The sequence below is a fragment of the Devosia sp. SD17-2 genome, assembly GCF_029201565.1.
Taxonomy (GTDB): Bacteria; Pseudomonadota; Alphaproteobacteria; order Rhizobiales; family Devosiaceae; genus Devosia.
In genome coordinates this window covers 1,097,526-1,116,705 of record NZ_CP104002.1, presented here as the reverse complement: position 1 = coordinate 1,116,705, position 19,180 = coordinate 1,097,526, and the positions used below count along the sequence as shown (strand labels likewise).

The window sequence follows — 19,180 nt, the reverse complement described above, 5'->3', positions numbered from 1 at the left end:
CCTTGTGGGGAGGGAATGAGGGTGGGGGTCTTCAGTCGACCCCAATGGGCACGCCGAGCTCGCCAAGCGAATGTCGGTTGAGACGAGGAGTTCAGCCTTGGTGAAGACTCTCTCCACCGCCCCTTCACCCCCCCCCTTGAGGGGGGGGCAAGCGCAGCTTAGGCCCAAAGGGCCTTAGCGCAGCTCGGGCGGGGGTATTTTCTCTCCTCTACGCCCCCTCTCCCCTAAGGGCAAAGCGCGCGATAGAACCAATTCATTCCACCCCGAGCCGCCCATGTCCGCCCCGCTCTACCTCACCCGCAACGCCCACCGCACTTGGCTCAAATGGCATCGCGGCCGTCGCCGCGCCTCCGATCCAGTCTTCACCGGCGCCCGCATTCTGGAAGCCATGCAGCTCGGCGCCAGTGTCGAGATCGACCTCGTCATTCATGCCGACCGCGGTTTTGCCGTGCTCCACGACAAGACGCTCGAACGCGAAACCACCGGCAGCGGACGGGTCGTCGATACCCACGCCTCCCAGCTGCGCACCCTGCACCTCCGCGCTGAAGACGGCACGCCCATCCCCGACCACGTCATGCTGCTGGAAGATCTCTCTGCGCTTCTGGCCGAGCACCAGCCTCATCCCGAGGCGCTGCTCCAGCTCGATTTCAAGGAAGATCTTTCCGCGCTCGACCCCATCGCGGTCGCCAATTTTGCCAGCGCCGTGGCCCCGATCGCCAAATCCCTCATCCTCTCGGGCGGCGATGCAGACGCCATCGCCCTGCTCGCCGCAAACACCCCCGGCCTCCGCACCGGCTACGACCCCTGCTACGGCGCCTCCCTCGCCCGCCTGCAGGCCACTGGCGATTTCGCGACCTTCACCGCCGACGCGCTCACCGCCGCCGCGGACGCCGAAATGATCTACCTGCACTACGGTCTGATCCTCGAAGCCGACCGCGCCGGTTTCGACATCATCGCCGCCCTCCACGCCGACCACCGCCGCGTCGACGCCTGGACCATCAAAACCGCCGACGACACCACAAAACCCGCCATCGACAGGCTTCTGGACCTCCGCGTCGATCAAATCACCACCGACGACCCCGAGGGCGTTCTTGAGATGATGGGGAGTAGGTAGGACAGAAGAAGACCCCTCACCCTAACCCTCTCCCCAGATGGGAGAGGGGACGAAGGAGCCGAGAGGTTGGGGGTGTGGCACAGACAGACTTGGTCTTTCGAGTGGAGCCCGAGACACACTCGATCTGATCCCCTCGCCCCTTTGGGGAGAGGGTTAGGGTGAGGGGTGCAAGCCCATCAGCTGGCCGAGAAAGCCATGAGAGCTATGCTCCAATGGCCGGTTAGGGTGAGGGGCTCTTCTGCCCCACAAAAACTACCTCGGATCCTTCCGCGGCGCATCCTTCAGCATCTCGATGAGAAACGCGTGCGTCGCCGGATTGGCCGCGATCACGCACCCCGTGCGCTCATAAAATTCCGGCCCGCGCCCCCACCAATCACTCACCACGCCGCCTGCCTCCTCGACCAGCAAGACGCCCACCGCCCAGTCGACGATGCCGCTTTCTTCAAAATACCCGGTCAGCCGGCCCAGCGCCACGAAGGCGCAGCTATTGGCCGAGCTCCCCACAATCCGCACCGCCCCCACCTTCGCCCGCAGCGCATCGAGCCGCGCGTAAAACCCTTCATGAGTGAACAGCCCCGGCGTCGCCAGTCCCGTGCCGATATTGAAGAGCCCCACATCTGTGCGTTTGCTCACCGAGAGTTTTTCGCCATTGCAGAACGCGCCCTGCCCCTTGATGGCCGTGAACATTTCCCCGTTCACCGGATTGAACAGCGCCCCGCACACCGTCTCATTGCCGCGCCGCAGCGCGATCGAGATCGTGTACTCCATCCCATTGATGAAATTGGTGGTGCCATCGATCGGGTCGACCAGCCAGCGGTGCTCGCTGTCTTTCTCCACCGGATCGAATTCCTCACCGGTAAAACTCCAGCCGGGATAGCGCTCGAAGAGATATTTGCGAATGAGCAGCTCGCTGTTCTTGTCCGCATCGGAGACGAAATCGGCCGGTCCCTTGATGCCGATCTCGATGTCCCGAAACTTCTCGAAATAGCCCTGCGTCAGCGCCCCGGCCTCGCGCGCGACTGCAACCATGTCCGCCAGTACCGGCTGGTAATCCATCACAAAAATCTCCGCTTATTTTTCTACCCGGTGCGGCTCGAGGTCCGGCGCATCGCGCAGCCGACTCTCGTCGAGCTCGCCCTTGGTTTCGAGAATGGGATAGGCCACCGAGGCCAGATGCGCGTTGATACGCTTGAGGTCGCGCAGCATGTCGAGATGCACCGAGCTGGTCTCCATCGCCGCCGGCACACGCTGACGTACCCTCAGGAGATGCGCCTTGGCCGACAGGGATTCCAGCCGCCGCACCTCGACCTTTGCTGCCACCAATTGCCGGGCCAGCACCGGGTCCCTGGTCATGAACACCGTCTGGCTGAGCTGCATATTGGCGATGGTCTTTTCGTAAAGCGCAACGATTTCGGCAAAACCTTCGGCGGAGAATTTCACCTGCCGCTTGGCCAGCTTGGCGATCCCCTCGTTAAGCCCGCCCTCGACCATGTCGCCCACATGCTCGAGATTGATGGCGTAGCTGATGATCTCGGTGGCCCGCTCGGACTCTTCTGCGTCGAGATCGCCATTGTCGAGCCGGCTGAGATAGAGTTTGATCGCGTGCTGAAGGCGGTCGACGTCGTCGTCGAGCCCGGCAATGGTCCGCCGCGCCGCCGGCGCTGGCTTGCGCAGATTGGCAAGGCTGGCGTTCAGCATATTGAGCACGATATCGCTGACCCGCAGCGCCTCGCGCGCCGCCGCCGCCAGGGCAATCGTGGGCGTATCGAGCGCCGATTCATCGAGATAGCGCACCCCGCGCTCGGGCTGCTCTGGCGCCGGAATGGCCAATGCCGCAAGCTTGCCCACCGGCCCGATCAACGGCAGGAACACAATGAGCAGCACGACGCTGAACCCTACATGGGTAGCAATCGCCAGCGTGCCGACATCGGTAAAAATTCCCGAGAGCAAGCGCGCCAGCGGCACCGACAGCGCCGTCAACGCCAAGGCACCGATCGCCCGCACAGCAAGGTTCGCCAGCGTAAGGCGCCGCCCTTCATATCCCTCCCGCAGCACCGCCAGAAACGGCGGGATCGCCCCGCCCAGATTTGCCCCCGCCACCAGCACAATTCCGAGCGCCGCCGGCAAAATGCCCGCCTGCCCCAGCATGGCGACGAACAGCACCACCGCCAGGCTCGAAGTCGCAAGGAACGCCAGCCCCGCCGCCAGGATCAGCGCAAATACCGGCGCCTCGCCGAGCCCGGTCAGCACAGCGATCATCACCTCGGACTCGCGCAGCGGCCCGGTGATATTGCCCACCAGCTGCAGCGCCAGCAGCATCAGCCCGAGCCCCAGAAAGGCCCGCCCCAGCCCCTTGCCGCGCGCATCCGGGCTCAGGGAGAACAGCGTCACCCCGGCCAGCATCATCACCGAGGAAAACCAGTGCACATCGAGCGAGAGGATTACCGCCGCGATGGCCGTGCCCACATTGGCGCCCAGCATCACCGCCTGCGCCATGCGCGGCTGGATCGAGCCATTGGCGGCAAAGGACGCAGTGATGACAGCCGTCGCCGTGCTCGATTGCAGCGCCAGGGTCGCCATGAACCCGCTCAGCGCCGCCCACACGCGATTGCCCGTGCCCTTGGCAATCCAATGGCGCAGCGAAGCCCCGAAGGCCCGCATCACCCCGGTTTTGATCAGCCGCAGGCCCCAGAGCAGAAGCGCTGCGGCACCAAGCAGGTCAATCAGCTGAATTGTGGAATGCATGTTCTCCTACCGAAGCAGATAGAACATTTATTGTACGCCTATTCCTCCCGGGAGGCCACCCCTCGCCCAGGTCACGAACGAGAAGTCAGGCCGCCGGAAAGACCCGCCAGCGCCGCGGCCTGAACGCGATCTGGCTGCGCTCGCCGGCCGGGTGATCGAACGGCAGGTCGATCTCGACGCGGTGCTTGCCGCCACCCACGTCAAGCTCCACCCGGCGCGTGCCACCGACGCGGCGGCTCGTCGCCACCACGCCCGCAAGCCCCGGCCCGCCCTCGATCAGTTCCACATCATGCGGCCGGAAATAGAGCTGGGCTGGCCCATCCTCCTGGCCCGTTGCCGCAACCCCGATCGGCCGGTCATCGAGCCAGAATTCGCCATTACTCACCCGCACCGGCAGCGCGCTCGATTCCCCAATGAATCCGAACACGAACGGCGATTGCGGATTGTCATAGACATCGTCCGGCGTGCCCACCTGCTCGATCCGCCCCTGGCTCATCACGCAGAGCCGGTCCGACAATTCCAGCGCCTCTTCCTGGTCATGCGTCACGAACACCGTCGTATGCCCGGTGCGGTCATGGATCTCCCGAAGCCATTTGCGCAGATCCCGCCGCACCTGCGCGTCGAGCGCCCCGAAGGGCTCGTCGAGCAGCAAGACGCGCGGCTCGATGGCCAGCGCCCGTGCCAGCGCCACGCGCTGCCGCTGCCCGCCCGAAAGCTGGTTGGGGTAGCGCTTCTCCAGCCCCGACAGCTGCACCAGGTCGAGCAATTCCAGCGCCCGGCGCCTTATTTCACCCGCAGCCGGCCGTAGCGCCTTGGGCCGCACCTTCAGCCCGAAGGACACATTTTCCAGAATCGTCATGTGCCGGAACAGCGCATAGTGCTGGAACACGAAGCCGATATTGCGCTCCTGCACGCTCTTGTCCGAAGCGTCTTCCTGACCAAAGAAAATCTTGCCCGCCGTCGGCGCTTCGAGCCCCGCAATCAGCCGCAGCAACGTGGTCTTGCCCGAGCCGGACGGACCAAGCAGCGCAATCAGTTCTCCGGACTGGATATCCAGCGACACATCGTGCAGCGCCGGAAACCGGTCAAATTCCTTGCGAACATTTTGTACGCTGACATCCATGCGGCCACTCGATTGCATTGGTGTTTCGGCCGACGGAGCTCTCCCGCCGGAAGTGCCTAGACCCTATCGTCCAAGTCGAGATTAACAAGACGTCCCGCCAACAATTGCACCCGGCGCAGCGGAAAATTCTGCCACGGGAAAAGCCCCGCGCAGAATGAATGCGTCGACGGCACCCGCAGCCACCTTCCGGCGGCCACCGTGCCCCGCCGCCATCCTCATCCTAAATCCGCCCGAATGTGGCGATGACAATAGAATGGCTTTCCACCACCGGGCACAGCCTGAGGACGAAATGCCATCGGCACCCTGTATCGGGCACAACAATGTCGATCCAGCCAGTAGTGATTTATTCCGCCTGCTTCTAAAATCGCCGCAATCGAACATCTGGAGCGTCACATGACCACCAAGACCCTTCTCCTTGCAGCAGCTCTGCTGGCCGGCGTTTCCCTGCCCGCCGCGACCCTCGCGCAGGATTTCAACCCCGATGCTACCATCCGCATCGGCTCGCTCTACGAGCCGCAGAACCTCGACAACACCGCTGGCGCCGGCCAGGGCATCAACGAAGCCTTCAATGGCAATGTCTATGAGGCCCTGTTCCAGCTCGCCGACGAAGGCAATGTCGAGCCCCGTCTGGTGGAAGGCTATGAGGTCAGCGAAGATGGCCTCACCTACACCTTCACCCTCAAATCCGGCGTAAGCTTCCACTCCGGCGACCCGCTGACCGCGGTCGACGTCAAGCGGTCGATCGAGCGCGTCACCGCCGAGGAATCCAAGAGCTCGCGCAAGCGCAGCCTCTCGACCATCACCTCGATCGAGACGCCCGACGACCAGACCGTGGTCATCACGCTCTCGGCCCGTTCGGTGTCGCTGCCCTACAATCTCTCCTATGTCTGGATCGTCAACGACGCGGCCACCGACATCACCGCTTCGGCAGACGGCACCGGCCCCTATATGCTGGGCGAATGGCGTCGCGGCTCGGCCCTGGCCCTCGAGCGCAATGCCAATTACTGGGGTGAAGCCCCGACCAATGCCGAAGTGATCTACACCTATTTCACTGACGCGACCGCCCTCAACAACGCGCTTCTGACCAACGCCGTCGACATCATCACCTCGGTCCAAAGCCCGGACTCGCTGGCCCAGTTCGCCGGCAACTCGTCCTTCACTGTCACCGAAGGCGCTTCCACCACCAAGGAACTGCTGGCCTATAACGACCGCGTCGCCCCCTTCGACAACGTCAAGGTTCGCAAGGCTCTCGCCCGCGCCACCGACAAGGCACGCCTTCTCAACTCCATCTGGGGTGACTATGGCACGCTGATCGGCTCCTTCGTGCCGCCGACCGACCCCTGGTATGTCGACCTCACCGGCGTCGATGCCTATGACGTTGAAAGCGCCAAGGCGCTGCTCGCCGAAGCCGGCTATCCCGATGGTTTCGAGTTCACCCTCGACACGCCCGACTACGATCCGCACCCGCTCGTGGCGCAGTTCCTCCAGGCCGAATACGCCAAGATCGGCGTCAAGGTGAACATCAACATCATCACCGCCAACGAGTGGTACACCAAGATCTACCAGGAGAAGAATTTCGAGGCGACGCTGCAGGAGCACGTCAACCACCGCGACATCGTCTTCTACGGCAATCCGGACTTCTACTGGGGCTACAACAACCCCGAAGTCGTCCAGCTGATCGCCGACAGCGAAGCCGCCAATTCGGAAGCCGAACAGGTCGAAAAGCTCACCGAGGCCAACAAGATCATCGCCGAGGACGCTGCCAGCAACTGGCTCTACCTCTACCCCCAGATCGTCGTCTCGGCCGCCAACGTCACCGGCTACCCGGTCAACGGCCTCAACTCCCAGTTCTTCGCCTACGACATTCAGAAGGCTGAGTAGTCTGGGCTACCCCCCTAACCTCCCCCTCTCCAGGGGGAGGAACCCATCGAGTAAGCTGAGAAGCCTGTAAGCCACCGGCCGATCCCTCCCCCTCCTCAGGGGGAGGCTAGGTGGGGGTTCTCTTCTTAGCCAGACCATAGTGGGGACAGAGCACCCCCACCCTCAATCCCTCCCCTTGATGGGGAGGGATTGAGGGTGGGGTGAGCCACTTGCGCTAATCTCGCGCCCCCCAAACCACCAACAAACCCTGTGCTCCACCGCCCGACCCCGGTGGCTTTGCGCTCCGCCCCCCGCTATTCTGCGCCATCAATCGCGCAAGGAAACGACGCCATTCTCGCCTACCTCATCCGACGCACGCTGATCCTGATCGCCTCGCTGTTTCTCGCGGCCGTGGTGCTCTTTGTGCTGCTGCGCCTGCTGCCCGGCGACCCCGCCAATGCCCTCCTCGGCGTTGGTGCCACCGAGCAGCAGATTGCCGCCGCCCGCGCCCAGGTCGGCTCCGATCAGCCGCTCTATATCCAGTTCGTCAATTTTCTCGGCAATCTTGCCCGGCTTGATCTCGGCACCTCCTTTGTCAGCCGCGCCTCGGTGCTCGAAGAGATCGGCAACCGTATGTCGGTCACTCTGCCGCTGACCTTTTTCGGCTTTGTGCTGGCGCTGATCCTTGCCATTCCGCTCGGCATTCTTGCCGCCGTGCGGTCCGACAAATGGTATGGCAACGCCATCTCCATCGTCTCCCAGCTCGGCATCGCCATCCCCGTCTTCTGGGTCGGCATTCTCCTCGTCACCCTCTTTGCCATCAATCTGCGCTGGCTGCCCTCGGGCGGCTTTCCGCTGCGCGGCTGGTACAATTTTGGCGAGGCGGCGACCGGCATGATCCTGCCGTCCCTCACCATCGGCCTCGTCATGGGCGCCTCGCTCCTGCGCTATGTCCGCGCCGCCACGCTTGATGTCCTCGGCAGCGATTATCTGCGCACCGCCCGCGCCCTCGGCGACAGCTTCCCCGAAGCCCTGATGCGTCATGGGCTGCGCAATGGCGCCGTCCCGGTCATTTCCATCCTCGGCATCGAGCTCGCCAGCACCTTCCTCGGCGCCGTCGTCATCGAGCGCGTCTTCTCGCTGCCCGGCCTTGGCTCCATGCTGCTGCTCGCCATTCAGCAGCGCGATTATCCCAATGTGCAGGGCGTGCTCTTTGTCTCCACACTGCTGGTCCTCCTCATCGGCTTTGCCGCCGATATTGCCCAGCGCCTGGTCGATCCGCGCCTGCGCGGCCGCACGAGGGCCGCATCATGACCATCGCTGTTACCGCCAAAGCACCGCGCCGGTTCTCGCTCACCCTCTGGGCCGGGCTCATCCTGGTCGGCGTCCACGTCTTCACCGGCCTTCTTTCGCTCGTCTGGCTTCCCTATGAGCCGACCGGCATGGTCGGCATGCGCCTTGAAGGTCCAAGCTGGCTGCATTGGATCGGCACTGACCGTCTCGGCCGCGATCTCTTCACCCAGTTGATGATCGGCAGCCGCATTGCCCTCATCGTCGGGCTTGGCGCCGTTGCCATCGGCGCCATCATCGGCGTCACCCTGGGCATTCTCGCAGCCTTTGCCACCAAATGGCTCGACGACGCCCTGGCCGCCGCGCTCGACATCCTCATCGCCTTCCCCACCCTGTTGATTGCCATGCTGGTGGTCGCCGCCAGCGACACAGCCAGCCTCTGGTCGGCTATCCTCGCGCTCGGCATCGCCCTTTCGGCCATTGTCGCCCGCCTCACCCGCATTCTCGCCAAGCGGGTGTTGGTGATGGACTACATCACCGCCGCGCGCACCTCGGGCAGTTCCTGGCCAAAGATCGTCGCCATCCACATTCTGCCCAATATCTGGCCGACCCTCTCGGTCAATTTTGCCCTGCAGTTCGGCCTCGCTGTCATTGCCGAGGCCTCGCTCTCCTATCTCGGCCTCGGCGCCCCGCCGCCCAATGCCTCATGGGGCCGGATGCTGCAGGAAGCCCAGGGCACGGTCTACACCGCCCCGCTCGGCGCCATCGTGCCCGGCCTTGCCCTCGTCTCGCTCGCCATCGGCGTCAATCTCCTCGCCGACGGCCTACGCGAAACCATCGATCCGACGAGGCGCGCCCGATGAGCCTGCTCAAGGTCAAAAACCTCTCCGTCCACGCCGGCAGCAAGACGCTGGTGTCCGATCTTTCCTTCACGCTGGAGAAGGGCGAACGGCTCGGCCTCATCGGCGAATCCGGCTCGGGCAAATCCCTGAGCTCGCTCGCCATCACCGGCCTCCTGCCAAGCGGTCTTGTCGCCACCGGCTCGGTCGAGCTCGCCGGCAAGCAAGTCATCGGCACGCCCGACCGCCAGCTCGATCGCCTGCGCGGCACCGCCGCCGCCATCGTCTTCCAGGAACCGCTCACCGCGCTCGACCCTCTCATGCGTGTCGGCAAGCAGATTGCAGAACCATTGGCGCGTCGCGCCCGCCGCGATGGCCAGCCGCTCGATTCACAGGCACTCTCCGTCAACGTTAACAGTCTGCTAACCGAAGTGGCACTTGGTGAACCCGAACGCATAGCGCGTTCCTACCCCCATGAGCTCTCCGGTGGACAGCGCCAGCGCGTCGCCATCGCCATGGCTCTGGCCTGTCGTTCAAACCTTCTCATCGCCGACGAACCGACCACCGCGCTGGATGTCACCACCCAGGCCGAAATCCTCGCCCTGCTCGATCGCCTCGTCCGCGAGCGCAACATGGCCCTGCTTTTTATCAGCCACGATCTCCCCGTCGTCGCCAATACTGTCAACAAAATCATAGTCTTGCGCCAGGGCGAAGCCGTCGAAGCCGGCCCGGTGGACACCGTTTTCACCCAGCCGCAACACGACTACACCAGGAGCCTCCTCTCCGCCGCCCGCCAGTTCGACGCCGCTCTGGAGGGCCAGCCATGAGCCTCGTTTCCGTAGACAATGTCAGCTTCGCCTACACCGCCAACCGACCCATCCTCGACAAGGTCTCCTTCTCCATCGAGCCCGGCGAAACCATTGGTCTTGTTGGCGAATCCGGTTCAGGCAAGACCACAATCCTGCGCCTTCTCCTCGGTCTCGCCCGCCCCGACAGCGGCGAGATCACCTTCGACGGCGCCCCCCTCGACCCGCGCAATGCCGGTTTCATGCGGCACTACCGGCGGCAGGCGCAGGTGGTCTTCCAGGACCCCTATTCCTCACTCGACCCCCGCCAGACGGTCTTCTCGATCATCGCTGAGCCCTTGAAATCCCTGAAGATTTCGGGCGACCACGCAAAGATGGTCGCCGAGGCATTGGAACAGGTCGGCCTGCCCGCCGACGCCGCCGACCGCTATCCGCACCAGTTCTCGGGCGGCCAGCGCCAGCGCATCGCCATCGCCCGGGCCATCGTCCCCGGCCCGCGGCTCCTCCTCGCTGATGAAGCCGTCAGCGCTCTCGACCTCACCACTAAGGTGCGAATTGTCGAGCTGCTGGAACGGCTTAGCGCCTCGATGAGCCTGCTCTTTGTCTCCCACGACATCGCCGTCGTCGCCGCCCTCTGCAAGCGCATGGTCATCCTCGAGAAAGGCCGTATCGTCGAGGCTGGCGAGACGGCTAACATCCTGAAATCCCCGCAACATCCCTATACGCAGCGCCTGCTCGCCAGCGTGCCGCGCCTGACTTTGAACGAGGCCCAATCATGACCGACTACGCCACCGAATATGCCGATTGGCAGGCCCGCCGCCTCGCCGCCCTCAAGGCTGCCGAAGGCTGGCTCAACATCATCGCCCGCGCCTGGCTGGCCGAAGGCACAGTCACCCTGGGCAAGGCCGGCGACAACGATGTCGTCCTCTCCGCCGGCCCCGATTATGCCGGCAGCCTCACCCAGGACGCCGAGGACAATGTCACCTGGACGCCCTCTGGCGGCGCGCCGCAGAAGCTCGAGCTGGCCAAGTACAAGCCGCCCCGCTTTATGGCCGAAAACCTGCTGCTGGAAGTGACGACGCTCAATAGCGAAAACGCCGTGCGCATCCGCGACACCACCTCGGACGCCCCTAACCATTTGGCGCCGATTGACTATTTTCCGCTCGACGAGAGCTGGCGCATCACCGCCGACTGGGTGAAGCTGGAAGCCCCCAAGGGCCTGACCGTCGACACCTCAAAGTCGATCCCGACCGATGTGGAGGCCACCCACAAGGCCGTCTTCACCCGCGATGGTGTCACCTATGAACTGCTGGCCACGCACGGCACGCCGGAAGCCCCGCAATTCGTCATCCGCGATGCCACCTCGCGCGACAGCACCTATCCCGCCTCGCGCTTCGTCTTCGGCGAAAACGTCACCGAGAACACCATCGTCCTCGACTTCAACAAGGCGATCAATCCGCCCTGCGCCTTCACCGAGCATGCCGTCTGCCCGCTGCCGCCGGCCGAGAACGTCCTGCCGATCCGCATCGAGGCCGGTGAAAAGCGCCTCAAGGCTTGATCAGCCTATAAAAAAACGGCCGGCAGCGTCACCGCTGTCGACCGTGAATGCTTGAAGCATTTGAGTATTTCTACCTTCGAACCGCTCTGACAATGGCAATGAGGATACACGCGCCAACGAGGCCCGCGATCAGATAGCCGAGCCAGCCGCCGAACGAGACGCCCAGCATGCCAAACAGCAGGCTGGCGATGGCGGCGCCGACAATGCCCAGAATGATATTGAGGAAAATACCAGTATTGGTCTTCATGATGCTGGAGGCGAGCCACCCGGCGATACCGCCGATGATGATGGCAGCGAGCCAACCAATGCCTGTTTCGTCCATGATAACCCCCGTTGGGTGGAACCGGCCCGATCGCCGGACCTGAACTAAACGCCGGAAAACGTGATCTGGTTGCGCAGTCACTTTTGAGCGAGGCATTTTCTTCGATACGCCAGTCCTCTGCCAACGCTCACATGGCAGCGTCATTTTCCCCGACGACAGGCGCACAATAGGAAAAGCAAATAAACACTCTCGACCAGATAGCGGATATACTACAACATCAACCACCCCGGGGACATTTACAAATCTGAAACCAAATCCCCGGAAACGAGAATTCAGGCCCAACAGGCCATGTATGAATACGCATCTTTAGGACGGCATCGCCTATAGTTTCATTCGTGACTGGTACATCGTCAGGCCGGAGCTTTCATGACGGACACGGCGCCGAACATTCGACGAGGCTGGTTGTTGCCTACGAATATGCTTCCCTGATCCTGGTGGTGCTCGGGCTCGGCTGGGCCGGCTTCTTCGCCTCTATTGGCTGGTGGCGTGTGGTTGGCCTGGACCTGCTGCTCATCGTCGTCGGGGTTGCAAGCTATCTGCTCATTCGCAGGGCCAACTCAATATTGGCCTTCTCCTGTCTCAAACCGCACTGATCCTGCTCGTCGGCGCGATCTGCCTGATGTTCGACGTGCCGAGCGCCGATGCGCCCCGCGTCTCACATCTCTATTTGCTGGTGATTGCGGCGTTGGGTTACCTCAATTACCGGCGGCAGCCATCGGGTGTGCAGATCGGTCTTGTCGTCATTTGCCTCGCCAGCTTCGTGGCATTGGCCAGTTCCACCCTGTCCACGCCGCTGGCCATGCCAGTTCCGGACTCCGTTCGAATTGCCGGCAGCTGGGTGAACACCATTGTCGCCGTCGGCATGCTCTGCGGCTGCGCCTATGCCATGCAGGCCGAATTCACCAGCCGGGGTGCATTGAGCCGAGACCTGATGGCGGCACTCTGGAACGAGGAATTCCATCTCGTCTACCAGCCTCAGGTCGATCGAGAGCGCTCCACTATCGGCGCGGAAGCTCTCTTGCGCTGGACCAGCCCCCAGCGCGGGGCGCTTCCCCCGGCAGAGTTTATTCCCGAAGCCGAGCGCAGCGGCCTGATGGTCCGCATCGGCGGCTGGGTGCTGGAAGAAGGCTGCCGAACTCTGGCCGAATGGAACAATCACCCCGAGTTCCAACACCTGACACTTTCGGTCAACGTCAGCGTCCGGCAGCTGCTCAACAAGGATTTCGAGCCACTCGTTCGCAAGGTACTGGCATCCACCGGCGCCGACCCGCGAAAGCTCACACTGGAGCTGACCGAGAGCGTGCTGGTCACCGAGATGGACGTGGTCGTCGGCAAGCTCAAGGCGCTGCACGAGCTGGGCATCACTATTGCGCTGGACGATTTCGGAACGGGCTATTCTTCGCTGTCCTATCTGCGGCGCCTGCCAGTGCAGCAGCTCAAGATCGATCGCGGATTTGTCCAGGACGCCGTCAAGTCTGCCCGCAGCGCATCACTGGCCGAAAACGTCATCCGGCTCGGTCACGACCTTGGCCAGCATGTCCTCGCCGAAGGCGTCGAAACCGAGCAACAGCATGATTTCCTCGCCCGTGCCGGGTGCGTGCAGTTCCAGGGCTATCTCTACGGCAGGCCGATGCAACTGACCGACTTCGAGCGCCGCATCGGGCTTGAAGCCAGATCCCCGACCGACCAGACCACCGCGGGGATGCGCACGGCAGGTTAGCCTCGTGCAACCCCGTCATAGACGATGACCGGCGCCCCTGTCTGCGGATCCTCGATCCGCCGTGCGGCAACCCCATAGACCCTGTCAAGCAGGTCGGCCGTCAGCACGGCATCAGGCGTCCCTTCGGCGACCACCTTTCCCGATTGCATCACCGCCAGCCGGTCGCAATAGCGCATTGCAAGGTTGAGATCATGAAGGGCAATAAGAACTGTGGCCCCGGCGTTCGCCGAGCGCTTCAGCAGATCCAGCACCTCGATCTGCGCGTGAATGTCGAGATGGCTGGTCGGTTCATCGAGAACCAAAAGCTGCGGCTGCTGGGCAAGCGCCCGCGCGAGGTGCACCCTCTGCCGCTCTCCGCCGGAAAGACTGGTGTAGAGCCGCTGAGCGAGCGCACCCAGTCCGACATCATCAAGTGCCTGAGCGATGATGTCCGCGTCGGTGGCCTGCGCGCCCGCGTCCTGCCACACACTCTGGAAGGGCATCCGCCCAAGCCCGACCACATCCGCAACGGTCAGGCGGTCCTCGGTATTGGCCGCTTGCTCCACATAGGCCGCGATCTGCGCACGTTGGCGCCGTGGCATGGCGAGCAGGTCAGAGCCGCGGAAGCGCACCGCCCCGCTGGCAATCGGCCGAAGGCCCAGGGCCCCTGACAACAGGGTAGACTTTCCGGCGCCATTTGGCCCCACCAGCCCGGTAATTTCCCCGGCATGGGCCGACAGACCGGCACCGGCCACAATGGCCAGCCCACCAGCCACCATGGTCAGGTTGGACACCACAAGACCACTCATGTGACGCGCCTGTAGCGCATGAGGACGAAGAAGAATGCCGGTGCGCCAATGAGCGCCGTGACAATGCCTACAGGCAATTCACGGGGGTCAAACAGCGTCCGTGCCGCCGTATCAGCCCAAAGCATGACGAGGGCCCCGACCACCATGGACCATGGCAAAAGCCTCCAGTGTCGCGCGCCAGTGACCAGCCGCACCGCGTGTGGAACGACGAGGCCGACAAAGCCGATCGCCCCGCCAATAGCCACCATGATGCCAGTCAGGAGAGCCGTGGCGATGAGCAGGATCCAGCGCAGCCGGTTGACGTCAATGCCGAGGCTCGCAGCCGAGACGTCACCGAACACAAAACCATCGAGCGCCCGTGCTGAAAAGAGGATGACCGGCGCACAGAGCACTAGCCCCGCCCCCACCAGCCCCACATCGCTCCAGAGCGACCCGCTGAGCGAGCCCATGAGCCAGGACAGGATTTCCCGATAACTATCGCCGGTGGCTGACCAGAAGATGAGGAAGGACGTGCCAGCGGATGCCAGCGCCGATATGCAGATTCCGGCCAGAATGGCGCGCGATGGTGTGGCTCCGCCGAGAAGATGCGCAATGCCCAGTGCCAGGCCCAGAGCAGCGAGCGCCCCCAAGAAAGCGCCGATCGGCATAAGCAGCGCCGCGCCCATCAGCAATATTGTCACCGCGCCGAGGGCAGCACCGGAGGACAGCCCAAGTAGATAGGGGTCAGCGAGGGGATTGCGCGTCAGCGCCTGCATGACCGCGCCTGCGAGCGCCAGACCCGCGCCGATGCCGCAGGCGACAAGCACACGAGGCAGCCGCAACTCCCAGACGATCGCGTCGCGCAAACGACTGACCGGGCTTTCGGGCAGGATGCCGAGATGATGCAGCACGATCGTCCACACCTCGCCCGGCGAAATCTCGGCCGGACCAAGCGTCACCGCGATCAGTGCGCTGCAAACGAGGACGACGCAGAGAGCGAAAAACACCGACAGTCGCAGAGGCGTCGCCATCATCACCGGGATCGATCAGTGCGGAGTGGAAAAGACCCAAGGGTCACCGCGCAAAATCCAGCGCGCGCAGCTGGGCCGCCATATCGACGACCGCGGGCACATTGCGCACGCCCGCCTCCCCCGCAGGGAATGGAACGACGAGATAACGCTGATGGATCACCGCATCAAGTTCTCGCGTGATCGGGTTTTCGGCGAGGAGTTTGCGTTTTTGCTCGGCAGAATTCCACGCCGCGTCGACGAGGACGATCACATCGGGATTGGCATCGACAATGACTTCCCAGCTGGCCGATACCCAGCCGTCGTCCACTTCAGCGAAAATATTGGTGAGCCCAAGGGCGTCCATGATCATGGCCGGCGCATTAGTGCCCGCGCCGACATAGGGGGTCTTGGTGCCGGAAGAGTACCAAAGCGCGCTCAACCCACGATCATCGGCGGGTGTACCGGCCAGCATGGCCTTTTGGCTCTCCACCAGCGCCGTGGCGGCGTCTGAAACGTCGAAAATCTCACCCATCTCGGCCATTTCGTCGAACAGCACGTTGAAGTCGAGCCTGGGTGGTCGGACCGTGCGACAAGCTGCCGGCGCGACGTAGGTGTCGACGCCCAGCTGTGCGAGCGTCGCGCGCTCACCGGCGCCGTCGGCGGCAAAATTGCTCTCCCAGCCGCCGTAGATCAGATCCGGCTCGGCTTCGAGCACAACTTCCTGCGATGGCAGTTTTTCCGAGAGCATAGGGAGATTGGTACCGGAAAATTCTGCGGGCAGCGAGCCATCCAGAAACCCCACTCCGACGATGCGATCACCCACTCCCAGCGCCAGTAGCAGCTCGGTCGCGGTTGACTTGATGGTAACAACGCGCTGCGGGGGAGCCTCGAACTGAACCATCACGCCGCAATTGTCGATCACCAGCGGGTCGTCTGTCGCCGCGACAGCGGGGCAGCTCAATGCAAGAGCCGCCAGAATGGCGAATTGGACACGCATGACCTCAGTCCTGCCGCTGCTTGGTCGACGCGGCGATGCGCCCTTCGCCCAGTTCAGCCATCGCCGCTTCATAGCCCAGCCGAAACGCCTCTGCTGAACCGAAGCGGAACATGTCGTCATCGCCGACGCGCGCCAATGTGCGGGCTCCGGGGCCATCGAGATCGCGCACCAGCCGCCCGAGCCCACGCACCACGGCCACCGGAATCCCGCTCGTCTTGCCCTTGACGAGATCGGCGGCACCCGCAATCTCGTCCGCCACGACCGCGACCGTGACATGCAGAGGCCGGCCATTGGCATCATTGGCGCCACGCAGATCGTCGGTCAATTGCAGCCCAGCGGCGCCAATAGCCTGGTCGGTCTGGCCAACGCGCCAGGCGCGCCCGATCGTGTCGGTGATGATCACGCCGATATCGACACCCAGCCGCTGCCGCAGCCCGGCACAGAGTGCCCGCGCGGAGCGGTCCGGATCCTCGGGGAGACGCAGCGCGACACCTTCAGGAACATTGGACATATCGATCCCGGCGGCCGCCATGATAAGGCCCTGCCGCGTCTCGACGATCTTCATCACCCCGCCCGGATGGACGCGCTCCGCCACGATGCGCACCGTATCGTCGGCAATTGCCTTCTCGCGCTCGCTGGCCGGCACCTGCATGCCCTCGGACTTGGAGACGATCTTGCTCGTGACGACCAGTATGTCGCCGTCGCGCAGGGCCGCGTCAGGGTCGTTGTGGGCCGCCGCGTCAACTGCTTCGCCGATCCGCACGACGAGGTCGTCCCCGGCCACGATTTCGGGAATGCCTTCTAGGCCCCAGACAGTCAATCGAGGCGTCATCATGCCCCCGTGAGTTTCCGCAGTCTGGGGAGAATATCCTCTGCGTAGAGCGAGAGGAACCGGCTTTGATCCGGGCCCGGCGCATGAAAGACAAGATGGTCAAAGCCGTAGTCGATATAGGTCTTGATATCGGCGACATGCTCATCGGGATCGCTCGACACGATCCAGCGCTTGGCCACCCGCTCGATCGGCAAAGCCTCGGCCAGCCGCTCCATTTCCTCCGGGTCCTGCACGGAATGCTTTTCCTCCGCCGAGAGCGAGAGTGCAGCCCAGTGGCGCGTGTCATTGAGCGCGCGGTCGGCATCGGGGTCGAAGGACACTTTCACCTCGATCATCCGTTCGAATGGCTTGCTCTCCCGTCCGGATTCGCTGCGGCCGGTGGCAACATTCGGTAGCAATTGATCGACGTAGAGCTCGGCGCCCTTGCCGGAAGTGCAGATGAACCCATCCCCTTCCCGCCCCGCGTACTTCGCGTTGAGCGGCCCGCCGGCGGCGATATAGATCGGCACGGGCGCATGGGGCTTGTCATAGATCGTGGCATTGACGGTCTTGTAATATTGACCCTCGAAGCTGACACGGTCCTCGGTCCACAGCTGGCGAATGAGTTTGACGGCCTCGCGCAGGCGCGCCGAACGCTCCTTGAGTTCGGGCCATTCCATGCCGGTTGCCGGCACCTCATTGAGAGACTCGCCCGTCCCGACGCCCAAAATGACGCGGCCGGGGAACATGGCGCCCAGCGTGCCGAAAGCGTGTGCGACCACGGAAGGATGCAAGCGGAACGTGGGCGTCAGCACCGATGTACCCAGCACGATCCGCTCCGTCCGCGCCAGCACGGCTGCCATCCAGGCAGGGGCGAAGGGGGCGTGGCCGTCAGTGTGTTTCCAGGGTTGGAAATGGTCCGACACGAAGACCGAGTCAAAACCCGCCTCTTCTGCCTCCACGGCAAACTGCATCAGCTTGCCCGGGGCGAATTGCTCGGCCGAAGCCTTGTACCCGAAGCGCATTTTCTAAGGTCTCCTCCGAAGCCGGTGGGATCCACCCCCACCTAACCTCCCCCTATCGAGGGGGAGGGACACATCCAGTTTGCCGCGGCCATCGTGAGCCATCGGCAGATCCTTTCCCCTCCCGGCAGGAGGCTAGGTAGGGATCAGATCGCGCTGCCCCTAGCGGAACGCCGGGATCACGTACCGTCCGTAGTTGGCGATGATTTCCTCCTCGTCGCCACTATCGAGATAGATGTTGAACTGGGTCACCCCTGCCGCCTCGAGCTCGCGCACCTTGGAGACATGCTCCTCCGGCTCGCCCAGCACACAGAAGCTTTCCACCACGTCGTCAGTGATGAAATCGAGATAGGGATTATCGGCCTGGCCGTGCTTGGAATAGTCGTATCCGCGCCGCTTTTCGATGTAGCTGGTGAGGCTCGCCGGCACCTTATCGCTGTCCGAACCGTATTTTTCGACGATATCGGCGACGTGATTGCCCACCATGGCCGGGAACCATTTCACCTTCTCGATGGCCCGCTTCTTGTCGCCAAAATAGGCCGGCGCAGCGGCCATGGAGCGGAAGCCCGACATGTCCTTGCCTGCGGCCTTGCCGGCATCGACGCACTGGTCAGTGAACCATTTGCAAAGCCCGGGATCGGCAATCTGCAACACCACGCCATCGGCATGCTCGCCCGCCGTCTTCAGCGCCAGCGGGCCATAGGCGGCGATCCAGCTTGGCATTTCGTGTCCGACAGCCCAGGGGAATTTCACCGCAGCCGGGATTTCTCCGTAGCTGACTTCCTCGCCTCGGACCATGGCCTTGGTCTTGTCGATGAAATCGGCCACCCGGGCCAGCGTCGCCGGCTTCTTGCCCATGACGCGCATCGAGCTGTCGCCACGGCCCACCGCGAGATCAAATCGCCCACCGCTCTGCTTGGAGAGCGACCCAAAGATCGAAGCGGCAACCGACCAGTCGCGCACGTCCGGGTTGGTCACCAGCGGGCCGAAACGCATGTCGGTCGTATGTTCCATGCACATGGCAATCGCCGCATAGCAATCGCGCCACAAGATATGGCTGTCATAGAACCAGCAATAGGAAAAGCCGGCGTATTCGGCCGCGCGGACCAGATAACGGGCGCGATCTGCCTCGATGAACCCTTTGAAGGTGATGCCGAATTCCATTGTTCCCCCGCTCTCCCCCTGCGGCCATAAAT

19 protein-coding genes are annotated in these 19,180 nt (G+C 63.3%); 9 read left to right on the top strand and 10 right to left on the bottom strand.

Annotation, left to right across the window (positions count from 1 at the left end):
- The first annotated feature begins 274 nt into the window (after window positions 1–274).
- A complete protein-coding gene (locus NYQ88_RS05500; RefSeq protein WP_275653951.1) occupies window positions 275–1,114 on the top strand; it encodes a glycerophosphodiester phosphodiesterase family protein in 840 nt (279 codons plus the stop codon).
- 252 nt (window positions 1,115–1,366) lie between these two features.
- On the opposite strand, the gene NYQ88_RS05495 is transcribed toward NYQ88_RS05500, so the two are convergent.
- The 3 genes from NYQ88_RS05495 to NYQ88_RS05485 form a co-directional block, all read right to left on the bottom strand.
- Window positions 1,367–2,170, bottom strand: coding sequence for an inositol monophosphatase (locus NYQ88_RS05495; RefSeq protein ID WP_275653950.1), 804 nt, complete (start codon window positions 2,168–2,170; stop codon window positions 1,367–1,369).
- Between the two features lie 15 nt (window positions 2,171–2,185).
- On the bottom strand, window positions 2,186–3,859 hold the full coding sequence (locus NYQ88_RS05490) for a Na/Pi cotransporter family protein (protein WP_275653949.1): 1,674 nt from the start codon (window positions 3,857–3,859) through the stop codon (window positions 2,186–2,188).
- A gap of 85 nt (window positions 3,860–3,944) precedes the next feature.
- On the bottom strand, window positions 3,945–4,982 hold the full coding sequence (locus NYQ88_RS05485; protein ID WP_275653948.1) for a sulfate/molybdate ABC transporter ATP-binding protein: 1,038 nt from the start codon (window positions 4,980–4,982) through the stop codon (window positions 3,945–3,947).
- A gap of 393 nt (window positions 4,983–5,375) precedes the next feature.
- Between NYQ88_RS05485 and NYQ88_RS05480 the strand changes: the two genes are divergently transcribed.
- The 6 genes from NYQ88_RS05480 (at window position 5,376) to NYQ88_RS05455 (ending at window position 11,335) form a co-directional block, all read left to right on the top strand.
- Window positions 5,376–6,863 carry an ABC transporter substrate-binding protein gene (locus tag NYQ88_RS05480; RefSeq protein WP_275653947.1) on the top strand — a complete coding sequence of 496 codons (1,488 nt, stop codon included), beginning with the start codon at window positions 5,376–5,378 and terminating at the stop codon, window positions 6,861–6,863.
- Window positions 6,864–7,208: 345 nt separating this feature from the next.
- Window positions 7,209–8,156: an ABC transporter permease gene (locus tag NYQ88_RS05475; RefSeq protein WP_275654851.1), complete on the top strand. Its 948-nt coding sequence runs from the start codon at window positions 7,209–7,211 to the stop codon at window positions 8,154–8,156.
- A complete protein-coding gene (locus NYQ88_RS05470) occupies window positions 8,153–8,995 on the top strand; it encodes an ABC transporter permease (RefSeq protein ID WP_275653946.1) in 843 nt (280 codons plus the stop codon). Before NYQ88_RS05475 ends, NYQ88_RS05470 begins: the two co-directional genes overlap by 4 nt.
- Window positions 8,992–9,798 (top strand): ABC transporter ATP-binding protein, encoded by an 807-nt coding sequence (locus NYQ88_RS05465; protein ID WP_275653945.1) that lies wholly within the window; start codon window positions 8,992–8,994, stop codon window positions 9,796–9,798. Before NYQ88_RS05470 ends, NYQ88_RS05465 begins: the two co-directional genes overlap by 4 nt.
- The gene (locus NYQ88_RS05460; RefSeq protein WP_275653944.1) at window positions 9,795–10,556 is read left to right on the top strand and encodes an ABC transporter ATP-binding protein; all 762 of its coding nucleotides are present in this window, start codon (window positions 9,795–9,797) and stop codon (window positions 10,554–10,556) included. The genes NYQ88_RS05465 and NYQ88_RS05460 overlap by 4 nt, the downstream gene beginning before the upstream one ends.
- The gene (locus tag NYQ88_RS05455; protein ID WP_275653943.1) at window positions 10,553–11,335 is read left to right on the top strand and encodes a DUF1684 domain-containing protein; all 783 of its coding nucleotides are present in this window, start codon (window positions 10,553–10,555) and stop codon (window positions 11,333–11,335) included. Before NYQ88_RS05460 ends, NYQ88_RS05455 begins: the two co-directional genes overlap by 4 nt.
- A gap of 70 nt (window positions 11,336–11,405) precedes the next feature.
- Here the strand turns inward: NYQ88_RS05455 and NYQ88_RS05450 are convergent, their stop codons facing one another.
- Entirely contained in the window at window positions 11,406–11,657 is a 252-nt protein-coding gene (locus NYQ88_RS05450; protein WP_275653942.1) for a GlsB/YeaQ/YmgE family stress response membrane protein, read from the bottom strand.
- Window positions 11,658–11,992: 335 nt separating this feature from the next.
- Here NYQ88_RS05450 and NYQ88_RS05445 point away from each other — a divergent pair, with 335 nt between their 5' ends.
- Both NYQ88_RS05445 and NYQ88_RS05440 read left to right on the top strand, forming a co-directional pair.
- Window positions 11,993–12,250: a hypothetical protein gene (locus NYQ88_RS05445; protein ID WP_275653941.1), complete on the top strand. Its 258-nt coding sequence runs from the start codon at window positions 11,993–11,995 to the stop codon at window positions 12,248–12,250.
- 26 nt (window positions 12,251–12,276) lie between these two features.
- Window positions 12,277–13,377, top strand: a complete 1,101-nt coding sequence (locus NYQ88_RS05440; RefSeq protein ID WP_275653940.1) for an EAL domain-containing protein — start codon at window positions 12,277–12,279, stop codon at window positions 13,375–13,377.
- On the opposite strand, the gene NYQ88_RS05435 is transcribed toward NYQ88_RS05440, so the two are convergent.
- The 6 genes from NYQ88_RS05435 to NYQ88_RS05410 form a co-directional block, all read right to left on the bottom strand.
- Window positions 13,374–14,165 carry an ABC transporter ATP-binding protein gene (locus NYQ88_RS05435; RefSeq protein ID WP_275653939.1) on the bottom strand — a complete coding sequence of 264 codons (792 nt, stop codon included), beginning with the start codon at window positions 14,163–14,165 and terminating at the stop codon, window positions 13,374–13,376. The genes NYQ88_RS05440 and NYQ88_RS05435 overlap by 4 nt on opposite strands.
- Complete coding sequence (locus NYQ88_RS05430; RefSeq protein ID WP_275653938.1) at window positions 14,162–15,178, bottom strand: putative F420-0 ABC transporter permease subunit; 1,017 nt, start codon at window positions 15,176–15,178, stop codon at window positions 14,162–14,164. The genes NYQ88_RS05435 and NYQ88_RS05430 overlap by 4 nt, the downstream gene beginning before the upstream one ends.
- Window positions 15,179–15,218: 40 nt before the next feature.
- Window positions 15,219–16,151: a putative F420-0 ABC transporter substrate-binding protein gene (locus NYQ88_RS05425; RefSeq protein ID WP_275653937.1), complete on the bottom strand. Its 933-nt coding sequence runs from the start codon at window positions 16,149–16,151 to the stop codon at window positions 15,219–15,221.
- A 4-nt stretch (window positions 16,152–16,155) separates the two neighbouring features.
- Window positions 16,156–16,986, bottom strand: a complete 831-nt coding sequence (gene cofE, locus NYQ88_RS05420; RefSeq protein ID WP_275653936.1) for a coenzyme F420-0:L-glutamate ligase — start codon at window positions 16,984–16,986, stop codon at window positions 16,156–16,158.
- Window positions 16,983–17,987: a glucose-6-phosphate dehydrogenase (coenzyme-F420) gene (fgd, locus tag NYQ88_RS05415; RefSeq protein WP_275653935.1), complete on the bottom strand. Its 1,005-nt coding sequence runs from the start codon at window positions 17,985–17,987 to the stop codon at window positions 16,983–16,985. The genes cofE and fgd overlap by 4 nt, the downstream gene beginning before the upstream one ends.
- A gap of 159 nt (window positions 17,988–18,146) precedes the next feature.
- Entirely contained in the window at window positions 18,147–19,148 is a 1,002-nt protein-coding gene (locus tag NYQ88_RS05410) for a TIGR03842 family LLM class F420-dependent oxidoreductase (protein WP_275653934.1), read from the bottom strand.
- Window positions 19,149–19,180 lie beyond the last annotated feature (32 nt).